The organism is Microseira sp. BLCC-F43, assembly GCF_041929235.1.
Taxonomy (GTDB): Bacteria; Cyanobacteriota; Cyanobacteriia; order Cyanobacteriales; family Aerosakkonemataceae; genus Microseira.
The window spans coordinates 1-11,509 of record NZ_JBHFNP010000258.1 but is presented as its reverse complement, the minus strand read 5'-3'; the positions used below and the strand labels follow the sequence as shown (position 1 = coordinate 11,509).

17 protein-coding genes and 1 tRNA gene are annotated in these 11,509 nt (G+C 44.9%); 15 read left to right on the top strand and 3 right to left on the bottom strand.

All coding sequences use genetic code 11. From position 1 onward, the window contains the following. The first annotated feature begins 41 nt into the window (after positions 1-41). The 8 genes from ACE1CM_RS34480 (at position 42) to ACE1CM_RS34445 (ending at position 6,829) form a co-directional block, all read left to right on the top strand. Positions 42-245, top strand: a complete 204-nt coding sequence (locus tag ACE1CM_RS34480; protein WP_374883398.1) for a hypothetical protein — start codon at positions 42-44, stop codon at positions 243-245. A gap of 55 nt (positions 246-300) precedes the next feature. After that, positions 301-873, top strand: a complete 573-nt coding sequence (locus ACE1CM_RS34475; RefSeq protein ID WP_374883397.1) for a Uma2 family endonuclease — start codon at positions 301-303, stop codon at positions 871-873. Positions 874-944: 71 nt separating this feature from the next. Further along, complete coding sequence (gene uvrA, locus ACE1CM_RS34470) at positions 945-3,833, top strand: excinuclease ABC subunit UvrA (protein WP_374883396.1); 2,889 nt, start codon at positions 945-947, stop codon at positions 3,831-3,833. 239 nt (positions 3,834-4,072) lie between these two features. Next, positions 4,073-5,242: a choice-of-anchor tandem repeat NxxGxxAF-containing protein gene (locus ACE1CM_RS34465; RefSeq protein WP_374883395.1), complete on the top strand. Its 1,170-nt coding sequence runs from the start codon at positions 4,073-4,075 to the stop codon at positions 5,240-5,242. A 163-nt stretch (positions 5,243-5,405) separates the two neighbouring features. Continuing rightward, the gene (locus tag ACE1CM_RS34460; protein ID WP_374883394.1) at positions 5,406-5,534 is read left to right on the top strand and encodes a hypothetical protein; all 129 of its coding nucleotides are present in this window, start codon (positions 5,406-5,408) and stop codon (positions 5,532-5,534) included. 108 nt (positions 5,535-5,642) lie between these two features. Beyond that, positions 5,643-5,984 carry a hypothetical protein gene (locus ACE1CM_RS34455; protein ID WP_374883393.1) on the top strand — a complete coding sequence of 114 codons (342 nt, stop codon included), beginning with the start codon at positions 5,643-5,645 and terminating at the stop codon, positions 5,982-5,984. A 14-nt stretch (positions 5,985-5,998) separates the two neighbouring features. Then, positions 5,999-6,334 carry an AbrB/MazE/SpoVT family DNA-binding domain-containing protein gene (locus ACE1CM_RS34450; RefSeq protein WP_374883392.1) on the top strand — a complete coding sequence of 112 codons (336 nt, stop codon included), beginning with the start codon at positions 5,999-6,001 and terminating at the stop codon, positions 6,332-6,334. Between the two features lie 114 nt (positions 6,335-6,448). Next, complete coding sequence (locus ACE1CM_RS34445; protein WP_374883391.1) at positions 6,449-6,829, top strand: cupin domain-containing protein; 381 nt, start codon at positions 6,449-6,451, stop codon at positions 6,827-6,829. A 143-nt stretch (positions 6,830-6,972) separates the two neighbouring features. Here the strand turns inward: ACE1CM_RS34445 and ACE1CM_RS34440 are convergent, their stop codons facing one another. Then, entirely contained in the window at positions 6,973-7,125 is a 153-nt protein-coding gene (locus tag ACE1CM_RS34440) for a hypothetical protein (RefSeq protein ID WP_374883390.1), read from the bottom strand. Positions 7,126-7,168: 43 nt separating this feature from the next. Here ACE1CM_RS34440 and ACE1CM_RS34435 point away from each other — a divergent pair, with 43 nt between their 5' ends. After that, positions 7,169-7,573, top strand: coding sequence for a DUF433 domain-containing protein (locus ACE1CM_RS34435; RefSeq protein WP_374883389.1), 405 nt, complete (start codon positions 7,169-7,171; stop codon positions 7,571-7,573). Here ACE1CM_RS34435 and ACE1CM_RS34430 read toward each other — a convergent pair. Continuing rightward, positions 7,535-8,110: a Uma2 family endonuclease gene (locus ACE1CM_RS34430; RefSeq protein WP_374883387.1), complete on the bottom strand. Its 576-nt coding sequence runs from the start codon at positions 8,108-8,110 to the stop codon at positions 7,535-7,537. The two genes, ACE1CM_RS34435 and ACE1CM_RS34430, sit on opposite strands and share 39 nt — an antisense overlap. A gap of 97 nt (positions 8,111-8,207) precedes the next feature. After that, on the bottom strand, positions 8,208-8,444 hold the full coding sequence (locus ACE1CM_RS34425) for a hypothetical protein (protein WP_374883385.1): 237 nt from the start codon (positions 8,442-8,444) through the stop codon (positions 8,208-8,210). Between the two features lie 226 nt (positions 8,445-8,670). On the opposite strand from ACE1CM_RS34425, the gene ACE1CM_RS34420 reads away from it, so the two are divergent. The 6 genes from ACE1CM_RS34420 (at position 8,671) to ACE1CM_RS34395 (ending at position 11,320) form a co-directional block, all read left to right on the top strand. Beyond that, complete coding sequence (locus tag ACE1CM_RS34420) at positions 8,671-8,889, top strand: helix-turn-helix transcriptional regulator (RefSeq protein WP_264196910.1); 219 nt, start codon at positions 8,671-8,673, stop codon at positions 8,887-8,889. Between the two features lie 169 nt (positions 8,890-9,058). Beyond that, on the top strand, positions 9,059-9,925 hold the full coding sequence (locus tag ACE1CM_RS34415; protein ID WP_374883383.1) for an aldose epimerase: 867 nt from the start codon (positions 9,059-9,061) through the stop codon (positions 9,923-9,925). 69 nt (positions 9,926-9,994) lie between these two features. Further along, positions 9,995-10,066, top strand: a tRNA-Lys gene (locus ACE1CM_RS34410). A 60-nt stretch (positions 10,067-10,126) separates the two neighbouring features. After that, complete coding sequence (locus tag ACE1CM_RS34405; RefSeq protein WP_374883382.1) at positions 10,127-10,555, top strand: DUF1348 family protein; 429 nt, start codon at positions 10,127-10,129, stop codon at positions 10,553-10,555. 94 nt (positions 10,556-10,649) lie between these two features. After that, the gene (locus ACE1CM_RS34400) at positions 10,650-10,880 is read left to right on the top strand and encodes a DUF2281 domain-containing protein (protein WP_374883381.1); all 231 of its coding nucleotides are present in this window, start codon (positions 10,650-10,652) and stop codon (positions 10,878-10,880) included. Beyond that, the gene (locus ACE1CM_RS34395; RefSeq protein WP_374883380.1) at positions 10,877-11,320 is read left to right on the top strand and encodes a type II toxin-antitoxin system VapC family toxin; all 444 of its coding nucleotides are present in this window, start codon (positions 10,877-10,879) and stop codon (positions 11,318-11,320) included. Before ACE1CM_RS34400 ends, ACE1CM_RS34395 begins: the two co-directional genes overlap by 4 nt. Positions 11,321-11,509: the final 189 nt, after the last annotated feature.

The following is an 11,509-nucleotide window of genomic DNA, read 5'->3' as shown; positions in this document are numbered from 1 at the left end:
CTCTTGCTAAAATTATATCTACTAGATGCTAGGAGATTAAAATGCAAGTCAAAGACATGACCGTTGAGCAACTTACAGACCTAATTCGACACATTGTTGAACAATGCCTAGAGGAGTATTTCGGCGTTCCTGACGAAGGCAAAGAAATTAAAGAAGAGGTCAAGCAGCGATTAATAGAGTTTATGAAGGAAAAAGAAGCAGGCAAACGCGGTATTCCTGCTGAAGAAGTTTATAAAAAACAATGACTCAGGTTGTATGCGCTCGCTTAAAATAAAAGTATAACTTCAGGAGATTTAAACAATGCTTTCCACCCAATACCACGCCTACTTCTCCCCAGAAGAATATCTAGAAATAGAAGAAAACAATCCCATCAAGCACGAGTACAGGCAAGGACTCATCTATGCAATGGCAGGAGCAAGTAAAGCTCACGTTATCATTACGTTAAATATATCTATTCTTCTGAATACTCATCTTGAAGAGAGTGACTGCCTTGTTTATAGTACAGACATGAAAGTTAGAGTAGAAGGAGTCAATGACTTTTACTATCCTGATGTAGCGGTAACTTGCGACGAACGAGATCGAAACTCTGATGAAAAGTTTATTCGCTACGCTTGTTTGATTGTTGAAGTATTGTCTCCCAAAACAGAAGATTTTGATAGAGAAGGCAAATTTAATGACTATAAAACTTTAGAAACTTTGAGCGAATACGTGCTAATTAGTCAAGACCAGATGCGCGTCGAGTGTTTCCGCCGCGATGCGTCTGGAAACTGGATTGCCCAAACTTACGAACAAGGTGAAGAAATATCCTTCCAGAGCATTAATTTTAGTTGTCCGATTGCATCGTTGTATCGTAAGGTTTCCTTACTGACTTGAGAATCAAATAGCAATCATCCAAAATCAAAGGACAGCGCTAAAATTATCAAGGACTGTTACGCCCTGTTCTCATGTCTCATCCTGTCGATAGTTCAGACGCCCAGCATCTTACCAGCCCCAACCATAATAACCAGAATACGATCCGCATTCGGGGCGCGAGGCAGCATAACCTTAAGAATATCGATTTGGAACTGCCGCGCGATCGCTTAATCGTCTTCACCGGCGTCTCCGGGTCGGGTAAGTCCTCCCTCGCCTTCGATACCATCTTCGCAGAAGGACAGCGCCGCTACGTTGAATCTCTCAGCGCTTATGCGCGACAATTCTTAGGACAGCTAGATAAACCGGATGTAGAAGCCATCGAAGGGCTGAGTCCGGCTATTTCCATCGATCAAAAGTCTACATCAAATAACCCGCGTTCGACGGTAGGCACGGTTACCGAGATTTACGATTATCTGCGATTGTTGTATGGTAGGGCGGGAGAACCTCACTGTCCGATATGCGATCGCTGCATCGCACCTCAGACAATCGATCAGATGTGCGATCGCATCATGGAACTTCCAGACCGTACCCGGTTCCAAATCCTATCACCCGTCGTGCGCGGTAAAAAGGGAACCCACCGCAAACTTTTATCGAGTTTAGTCTCTGAAGGTTTTGTCCGCGTGCGAGTTGATGGGGAAATTCGCCAACTCGACGAAAATATCGAATTGGATAAAAATTATACTCACACGATTGAAATCGTCGTCGATCGGTTAATCAAAAAACCCGATCTGCAAGAACGTTTGGTTGATTCTCTCAACACCTGCTTGCGTCATTCTGGTGGAATTGCGGTGATTGATATTACTCCCTCCTCAGAAGTCAGCAGCGAAAAAGAATTAATTTTTTCCGAAAACTTTGCTTGTCCGGAACATGGGGCAGTGATGGAAGAATTATCGCCGAGATTATTTTCGTTTAATTCGCCTTACGGTGCTTGTCCAAATTGTCACGGTTTAGGCAGTTTGCGGACATTTTCACCAGAGTTAGTCATACCCGATCCGGATGCGCCCGTCTATAGTGCGATTGCGCCTTGGTCAGAAAAGGATAATTCTTACTATATCTCGCTACTTTATAACGTGGCGCAAGCGTTTGGATTTGAAATTCACACTCCTTGGAAACAACTTACCAAAGAACAGCAACAAATTCTCTTGTCCGGTTCGGAAAAAGCGATTTGGATAGAAGAAAGAAAAGATTTCCGACATTATTCTGGAGTCTTAGCAATCCTTCAGAAACAATATGATGAAGGGTCGGAATTGCAAAAGCAAAAACTCGAACAATATCTAGTATATCAAACCTGCGAAGTTTGTCAGGGAAAGCGACTGAAACCGGAAGCGCTATCGGTGCGAATGGGACAATATAAAATCGAGGAATTGACGGCAGTTTCAATTGGGGAATGTAAAGAGAGGATTGATAAATTGAGGTTGAGCGATCGCCAAGCGCAAATCGCCGATTTAGTTTTGAGAGAAATCAAAGCCAGACTGCAATTCCTCCTCGACGTAGGATTAGATTACCTCACCTTAGACCGCGCCGCTATGACCCTTTCCGGCGGCGAAGCACAGCGAATTCGATTAGCGACACAAATAGGTTCTGGATTAACCGGCGTCCTCTACGTTTTAGATGAACCAAGTATCGGATTGCATCAAAGAGACAACACTCGCTTGCTGAGTACGTTAACCAAACTACGCGACTTAGGAAATACCTTAATAGTAGTCGAACACGACGAAGAAACCATCCGCGCCGCCGACCATATTGTAGATATTGGTCCCGGCGCGGGAATACACGGCGGAGAAATCATCGCCCAAGGCAATTTAGACACATTACTAACCGCAGAAAAGTCTTTAACGGGCGCTTATTTATCCGGACGGCAAGTCATCGAAACACCAGCAGAAAGAAGAACCGGAAATGGCAAATCCTTAATCCTCAAAAATGCCCATCGCAATAACTTAAAAAACATCGATGTCGAAATCCCCTTGGGTAAACTCGTCTGCATTACCGGCGTTTCCGGTTCTGGGAAATCTACCTTAGTCAACGAATTACTTTATCCAGCATTACAACATCACCTCACGCGCAAAGTTCCCTTTCCCAAACAACTGGAAAAGATGAACGGACTCAACGCTATCGATAAAGCAATTGTGATCGACCAATCTCCCATCGGACGCACGCCGCGTTCTAATCCCGTCACTTATACAGGCGTATTCGATGGGATTCGCGATATATTTTCCCAAACCATAGAAGCCAAAGCAAGGGGATATAAACCAGGGCAATTTTCCTTCAACGTCAAAGGCGGCAGATGCGAAGCTTGTAGCGGACAGGGCGTGAACGTAATCGAGATGAATTTCCTGCCGGATGTGTACGTTCAATGCGAAGTTTGTAAAGGTGCGAGATACAATCGAGAAACCTTGCAAGTCAAGTATAAAGGCAAGTCGATTGCCGAAGTTTTAGACATGACCGTAGAAGAAGCTTTGGAGTTTTTTATTAATATCCCCAAAGCGGCAACGCGATTACAAACTTTATTAGATGTGGGATTGGGTTACATCCGTTTGGGACAAACCGCACCTACCTTATCCGGCGGCGAAGCACAGCGGGTGAAATTGGCATCCGAACTATCTCGCCGCGCCACGGGGAAGACACTTTATTTAATCGATGAACCGACAACTGGTTTATCGTTTTATGATGTCCATAAGTTGCTAGATGTGTTGCAGAGATTGGTCGATAAAGGTAATTCGATTTTGGTGATAGAACATAATTTAGATGTAATTCGTTGTTCTGATTGGGTGATAGATTTAGGACCAGAAGGTGGAGATAAAGGAGGCGAAGTAATTGCTTTTGGCACCCCGGAGGAAGTAGCGCAGAATCCCAAGTCTTATACTGGGCAATATTTGCAGCAGGTATTGCAGCAACATCCGCCTTTAGTTCAGAAATCTTAAGTTTGTGTAAATACACGTAGATAAATTCGCTATTATCCGTGTTTATCTAAATGAAGCTGAAAGGCCAAATACTGCAAATTTTCTTCATTTAAATTTTTTATTTGTATAAAATTCATATTAAATTTAAAAATAACCGGCTTAATATGTTTTTTTAGTAAAGAGTACGGAGATAACTCTAGTTAGATATACGGAAAGGAGACTATCATTTCGGTGTTATATAAATCTTGTACCAATAACGTATGACTATAAATGCGATCGCGCGGTTATCAATAGCCGCCGCCGTCGGTACAACCTTCAGCTTACTTGCCACGGATGAGGCATTTGCTTACACCTTCACTAAAATCGGCAGCAGTAACTTTGCTGCCGTTACCTCCCCCTCACTCAACGATGAGGGGACTGTGGCTTTCTGGGTTTACCTAGATCCTCCAGGAACTCCAAACCGAAGAGAAGCTTTGTTCACTGGTAACGGTGGATTGCCAACTTTGATTGCTGATAACAGCGGCGCTTTTAAATTCTTTTTAGGAGGATCTAGTCACACAATCAATAAGGAAGATACCGTAGCTTTCTTCGCTCAGCTGGCTGAGGGGGGCAGTGGCATTTTCACCAGTAACAATGGGGTGATAAATACGATTGCCGACAGCAAGGGTTCCTTTGCTGGGTTCGGCTTCCCCGTCATCAATAACGAGGGTACTATAGCTTTCTGGGCAGAACTGGACAATAGGCGCAGGGGTATCTTCACCAGTAACAATGGGGTGATAACCAATATCGCCACCGCCAGCCCTTTTAGCTTTTTGTCTGCCACGATTAACAATAAGGGCATTGTGGCCTTCAGTCAGTTGAACGCTTTCACAGAGAAGTCGGGCATTTTCATCAGTAATGGTCAAACAACCACTACCATTGCCGAAAGTAGTAATCCCTCGACCTTATTATCCAGTCCGGCGATTAACGACGAGGGAAGCGTCGCCTTGATCAAAACAGAGCTGGATACAGGGGTCTGGAGTATCTTGATCTTCAACGGCGGGAAGAGCGCTAAAATTGCCGATACCAGCGGTCTATTTAGTAACTTTTTCCCTCCTGGGATCAACAATCGAGGCACTGTAGCCTTTCAAGCTTCTTTGGATACGGGGGTGAAAGGCATTTTCACTGGTTCAGACCCATTAGCCAATAAGGTAATTGCCACTGGCGATACTTTCTTTGGTGCCAAGGTGAAAGACCTGAGGTTCTCCCGCAGCGGGTTGAACAATTCTGGTCAAATTGCCTTCTATGCTCAATTCGAGGATGGCACGTCAGGCTTTTTCCGCGCTGACCCGGATGCGCCTAAATCTGTCCCGGAACCTGCTTCTGTTTTGGGGCTATTGGCAGTAGGTGCGTTGGGTATTATTTCGCGACCCAAGCGCCAGTTGAGTTAAAGAACAGGACTTACGCAGGACGAGGACAGAAACCCGGTTTCTTCGTCAATCTCTGGTTGACAAACCAAGGATTTTTCGGAGAAACCGGGTTTCTTCTCCAGAAACCCGGTTTCTTTGCGTAAGTCCCGCAGAATTTAGGCGATCGCTTTCCCCAATCCCTTAAGTGAATGCGATCGCTTTTGGAACGCCGGAGGAAGTAGCGGCAAATCCTCAGTCTTATACTGGGCAATATTTGCAGCAAGTGTTGCAGCAACATCCGCCTGCGGCAGAAAAGGAGATACTAGACTTGTAGAAACGCGATTAAAAATTTTGAATCAGTTAAAATAAAGTAGAGGAAATGGCTTTTATACCAGCTTTTGGAGTATAATTATCTCCAAAACTTTAAAACAAAGGAATAATAATGAGGCTCCTAACTAAACTGGTTGGCTTAGTTTTGCTGATTGTCGGTGTTTACTTTGTAGGCCAAAACATTATCTTTACTACGCAAGTATCGCCCTTTTGGTGGAGCGATCTTTCAGCGGCTGGCTCTGTTCTAGCTATTACAACAGGTATTATATCTTTACTGTTCTTTCGCCGGATTGTTGGCGATTTAGGCTGGGGGTTGGTCATACTCGGTATTTTGCTAATCTTTGTCAGCGGTAGAGTAGTTTTGTTACCAACCAGCCTTTGGTACTTCTTTTTATCGTTTGTGTCCCTAATTGCTGGATTTAGGCTCATCACTACTGGAAGGCTTGATATTTAAATTCTAATTGAAAAGTGCAAACACTTCAAACATTACAGCCATGTCACAAATTTCATCCTCTAAACAGCCAGAACAATACACACTTGAAATCAGGACGCTTAACTCTGCCTGAATCTGTACTGCAACAGCTAGACCTCAAGCAAGGTTCGCGCCTCATCCTCATCGTGGGAGAAGATGGCACTTTGCATCTGATGAGTCTCCGCGAACAAGTCAGAAAACTGCGAGGTGTCCTCAAAAATATATCTCCAAATCGCAGTTTAGTAGATGAACTAATTCAAGAGCGTCGCGAGGAAGCAGCGAAAAGCGGATTTTTCGTAAAAACCGGGAATATGAGCGTAAGTTATATGTAATGTTATCTTTGAGACAATTTTTTAAGGCGAGCCGTGAGAAAATTACATTTTGGAAAACTCTCAGAAGCGGCACTGTTTTTGCTGGTGTAGTCTATTCTCGCTCGTGATACTAAGATGAGTACGAACAGGATATTCAACAGTTCTAAATTTTTGCAGCCGACGGACGGAGAGCCTTTTCGTTCGGTCGTTACCGAATCCAAGGATGCTGTCATTGTAGCCTGGTACATCAAGCCGGGTCAGGAAATCTCCCCGCATATCCATCCTCACGGGCAAGATACCTGGACTATTTTAGCTGGGAAGGGAGAATATTATTTGGATAAAGCAGGCACTACGAAGCCGATCGTTGCAGGGGATGTGGTAGTCGCTCATACCGGGTGCGTGCATGGAGTATTCAACAACGGTGATGAGCCATTGGTTTTTATTTCAGTCGTGTCACCAGCCGATGCGGGGTATGAACTTGTCTCGTCAGAAGATTCTTTTTCGCTCCATCTATAACCTGTTTGCCTACCTATCAAAGAATATAAATCAAGCCAGTAGAGCGCTTTAAGCTAACAGAAGAAGATGCCATAGCGATCGCGCAACTACGCCCATTAACCAAAAGTGCAGGTCTTTCCTTTGGCGATCGCGCTTGTCTAGCTTTAGGGCAGCGCTTGGGAATTCCCGTTCTCACTGCTGACCGAACTTGGGCTAGCCTGAATCTGGGCGTACAGGTAAACCCAATCCGATAAAATTGACTGCGATCGCCATCCTACAACTCCCCAATAGCGATCGCTGTGAAACAATATCTCCATTTTGCATAAGATACGATGAAGATAACTATCGAAGGCTATAGGTATGACTCCAGTTTTTAATGGACAACCAGCTATTATCCGTACAGAACGCGGACTCGCAATCGCAGGAACGCGCATCACGTTGTATCAATTAATGGATTATATTCATGCTGGCTATCCACCTCACTTAATCCGTCATCAGTTCTACATTTCTGACGAGCAATTTGAGGCAGCAATGTCATACATTGAAGCAAATCGTGCTGAAGTTGAAGCGGAATATCAAACCGTCTTGAAAGAGGCAGAAGAAATTCGACAGTACTGGGAAGAACGTAATCGAAATCTCTTAGATATAATTGCGAAAATGCCGCCACCGCCTGGTAAAGAAGCCGCTTGGGAAAAGTTACAAACAGAGAAAGCTAGACTGACACAATCACCAAACCAATTCCAAATTCAAAATAAACCCAGGTAAAACATCCTCACCGGATAAAGTAGCAGGATCTGACAACACTTCTTTTTCCCTACCTTGCCGATAAATTTCCACTTGTCGATTTTGGCGATTAATCAACCAACCTAAACGAGTGCCATTGTCTATATATTCCTGCATTTTGTCTTGCAGAGATTGTAAGGAATCCCTGGGGGAACGCAACTCAATGACAAAGTCCGGACACAGGGGAAGAAATCTTTCCTGTTGTTCGAGTGTAAGCGCATTCCATTTTGCTAAAGGAATCCAAGAAGCATCCGGAGATCGATCTGCACCGTTAGGAATTTTAAACCCAGTCGAAGAATCAAAAACTTCGCCAAGTTGCGCTTGTTGATTCCATAACCAAAGTTGAGCATTGATTCCCGAATTGCGCCTTCCCGTTCCTCCTCCCGTGGGTAACATGATAATTAATTCTCCTGTAGCGTTACGTTCAAATCTTAAATCTCGATTCACCTGACAAAGCTCAAAAAATTGCTCGTCCGTTAGTTGAACGCTTTGAGGAATATTTAAAATTAAAGCTGTCATGGGAACTTCCTCAGTTGAATAATGGTATCTGACGGGTAAACCATTTTAGGCTTTCCCGTCAAACCTAACATTGATTGCGATATTCTCGCGATCGCTCTCAACGGCTAATGTTGATATACCGAGTCAAAATCCGAATAATTTCACCTTTGACTGGAGAAGGTAACGGCGGACTCCAAGCTGCAACTTCTGCAAACCGAACCACATGTAAGTTATGAATTACGCTATTCACCCCATAGGGAATACCGCAAGCAATCATCCGCACGGGTAGTTTTCCTTGGGGTATCTCAATAATCGGCTCTTTGATTAACTCCAGAACCGAACGTTGTTCTATCATGGTATTACTGCCTTTTTAAGGTGTTACTGAGCGATCGCACTCTAGTTTTCCACGCCAGGGGCGCGATCGCTTTGTCATGTCTACACTAACTCTATTCTGACTGGCGTTGTTTGTCAACGCCTAATGTAGAATTAGGGGCACTAAGTGTGGAAGAGCCAAAAACTCACCGCGCGAAGTGTTAGCATCTGGCTTGCAATAGCAAGATCCGTAATCGAGTAGTTAAACAGTGATCCGGTGGAGATTGGCAGTTGTGATGGCTGAGCGCAAAATCAGCAATAAGGAGCTAGCTGTCCTGATTGGAAGGCATCCTAAATCTATATCTCGGCTCAAGCTTCACGATCGCCTACCCAGAATTGACGAACCTACGCTGGAGGCACTTTGCAAAGCTCTTAAGTGCCAGCCCGGAGACTTGATCGTATACGAGGAAGGCGAGACGGATAGTTAACCTTTGTAGGTTGCAATGCGTTCGCATAGCGTGCCGGAGGCATATCGCACTCTAGTTTCTCAGGCCAGGGGAGCGATCGCTAGGATGAAGCGGAAAGTTAGCAGGCTATTGCGATCGCGTGTATCGTAATGGGGTCAACCAATATTTGTAGTGCAGGAAGCTGGGATAAGTGTTTGCGATCGCCATTGAACAACAGCAATATCAAACCTACATCCTTTCTGACTCTTCCAGCGAGTCGCGTTTAGAAGTCGTACCGCAACGCGGCGGTATCATCACCCGCTGGCAAGTCCAAGGAGAGGATATCCTATACCTCGACGCAGAACGATTTGCCGACCCCAACTTAAGCGTTAGAGGCGGCATCCCCATCCTATTTCCCATCTGCGGCAACTTACCCGACAACACCTACACCTATCAAGGGAAACAATACACCCTCAAACAACACGGCTTTGCCCGCGACATGCCTTGGGAAGTTGCCGACCAAGTAGCGCAAGATTTAGTTAGCCTCACCCTCGTCCTCAACAGCAACGACCAAACTCGTGCCGTTTACCCATTTGAGTTCCAACTCGCCTTCACCTACGAACTTTTGGGCAACGGTTTAAACATCCGGCAACGCTACACCAATCATTCCCCAGAACCGATGCCCTTTTCCACCGGGTTGCATCCTTACTTCCAGACCAGCGATAAAACCAAGTTGGAATTTAACATTCCAGCTTCCGAGTACCAAGACCAGCGAACCAAAATAACCCATTACTTTAACGGCAGCTTTGACTTCGACGCCGATGAAATTGACGTAGCCTTCCAAAAGCTAACCAGTAAGTCAACATCCGTCACCGATGCCACTCGCCGGATGCAACTCACCCTCGAGTACGACGACGCCTACTCGGCAGTAGTTTTTTGGACCGTCAAAGGTAAACCATATTACTGCATCGAACCTTGGACAGCCACCCGCAACGCGCTAAACACCGGCGAGAACCTGATTTACTTAGACCCAGGCGCGAGTTTGGAGACGCTAGTGCGCTTGAGCGTAAATTTCTGAGAAAAGTAGCTTGACTTTTGGTTTATGTATTGTTATAGTAGTCAACGGTGTCGAAAAAAACAGTCACCAGGGTCGCTAACTCAACGGTAGAGTACTCGGCTTTTAACCGATTAGTTCCGGGTTCGAATCCCGGGCGACCCATTTAATCGATAGGGCAAAATTTGTAGGCGCGGGTTCTACAAATGACAAACAATAAATCCTATGGAAATTAGACCACCCCTGCCACCCTTTACATTAGAAACTGCTCTAGCCAAAGTTCAAGCAGCAGAAGATGCGTGGAATACCCGCGATCCGGAACGAGTAGCCTTAGCTTACACCGAAGATTCCCAATGGCGCAACCGTGCCGAATTCTTCAGCGGGCGGGAAGAAATTAAGGCTTTCTTGAGACGCAAGTGGGCAAAAGAACTAGATTATCGTTTGAAGAAGGAACTCTGGAGTTTCACAGAGAATCGCATTTCTGTTCGCTTCGAGTACGAGTGGCACGATGATTCTGGTTACTGGTATCGCGCCTATGGTAACGAACAGTGGGAATTTGCAGAAAATGGGTTAATGCAAAGACGCGAAGCTAGCATTAACGACGTTCCAATTAAAGAGTCTGAACGGAAGTTTCGATGGGAAAGGACATCCTGAGCGCAGAATAAGAACCTTATTGCAGCGGACAGACTCAATCCGCTAGTGCATTGCGAAGTGTGATGTTTTTAGTAAAAGTTAAAAAGGAGAATTTATGACTGTTGATGCAGAAATCTTGCAGACGCTAGTCAAGATGCCAGAGCCACTAAAAAAAGAACTCTTGCACTATGCGAAATATCTAATCGAGAATTACTCGGAAACTGTATCTGACGTAAAGCCTCCGCAAAAGAAGCGTCGCTCAGGTATATTAAAGGGTACTTTTGTTTTACCACTGCCGGATGATTTTGATGAGCCGCTTGAAGATATGAAGGAATACATGGAATGAGTGCTTTTCTCCTAGATACTCATACATTTATCTGGCTGACTGAAGATGATGCTAATCTAATCGATAATCTCAGAGCTACAATCGAGGCAGCCGATCTCGTTTATGTCAGCATTGCAAGCCTTTGGGAAATCTCAATTAAGTTAAAAATCGGTAAATTATCGCTTCAACGTAGCTATGAAACGATTGGTTCGGAAATTGATTCTTCAGATATCCTATTGCTTCCCATTTCGTTTGCCGACACTGTTCAAATTCGCAATCTTCCACTTCATCATCGCGATCCGTTTGATCGAATGTTACTCCCTTCGCGGTATAAGACTATCTATCTCTTCTTTTCTCTTACCTCTGTGTTCTCTGTGTCTCTGTGGTTCGTTAATTATATATTCTTCTGGTGCGAAGGGAGTAATCGCACAGGCGATGAATCATTCTCTTGTTTTGATTAGTCGCGATCCGGCTTTTGATGCTTATCCAATTCAGCGCTTGTGGTTATGTTCAAGGACGCTCTTACGCGGAGAATGGGAGACGCGGAGAAAGAATTCAGGCGGGGATTGAAACCCCGTCTGAATTCAGGCGACTGAAATCTTCGATTTCAGTCGGGGTCTTAGACCCTTGGGACTGCCGTCCCCGCGTCG

Excerpts from the sequence above, each read along its gene's own strand:
- ACE1CM_RS34455 (WP_374883393.1), top strand. The coding sequence starts at position 5,643 with ATGAGGCTCCTAACTAAACTGGTTGGCTTAGTTTTGCTGATTGTCGGT.
- ACE1CM_RS34430 (WP_374883387.1), bottom strand. The coding sequence starts at position 8,110 with ATGACAGCTTTAATTTTAAATATTCCTCAAAGCGTTCAACTAACGGAC.
- ACE1CM_RS34425 (WP_374883385.1), bottom strand. The coding sequence starts at position 8,444 with ATGATAGAACAACGTTCGGTTCTGGAGTTAATCAAAGAGCCGATTATT.
- ACE1CM_RS34435 (WP_374883389.1), top strand. The coding sequence starts at position 7,169 with ATGACTCCAGTTTTTAATGGACAACCAGCTATTATCCGTACAGAACGC.
- ACE1CM_RS34405 (WP_374883382.1), top strand. The coding sequence starts at position 10,127 with ATGGAAATTAGACCACCCCTGCCACCCTTTACATTAGAAACTGCTCTA.
- ACE1CM_RS34445 (WP_374883391.1), top strand. The coding sequence starts at position 6,449 with ATGAGTACGAACAGGATATTCAACAGTTCTAAATTTTTGCAGCCGACG.
- ACE1CM_RS34395 (WP_374883380.1), top strand. The coding sequence starts at position 10,877 with ATGAGTGCTTTTCTCCTAGATACTCATACATTTATCTGGCTGACTGAA.
- ACE1CM_RS34440 (WP_374883390.1), bottom strand. The coding sequence starts at position 7,125 with ATGGAGATATTGTTTCACAGCGATCGCTATTGGGGAGTTGTAGGATGG.
- ACE1CM_RS34400 (WP_374883381.1), top strand. The coding sequence starts at position 10,650 with ATGACTGTTGATGCAGAAATCTTGCAGACGCTAGTCAAGATGCCAGAG.
- ACE1CM_RS34465 (WP_374883395.1), top strand. The coding sequence starts at position 4,073 with ATGACTATAAATGCGATCGCGCGGTTATCAATAGCCGCCGCCGTCGGT.
- ACE1CM_RS34480 (WP_374883398.1), top strand. The coding sequence starts at position 42 with ATGCAAGTCAAAGACATGACCGTTGAGCAACTTACAGACCTAATTCGA.
- ACE1CM_RS34475 (WP_374883397.1), top strand. The coding sequence starts at position 301 with ATGCTTTCCACCCAATACCACGCCTACTTCTCCCCAGAAGAATATCTA.
- uvrA (WP_374883396.1), top strand. The coding sequence starts at position 945 with ATGTCTCATCCTGTCGATAGTTCAGACGCCCAGCATCTTACCAGCCCC.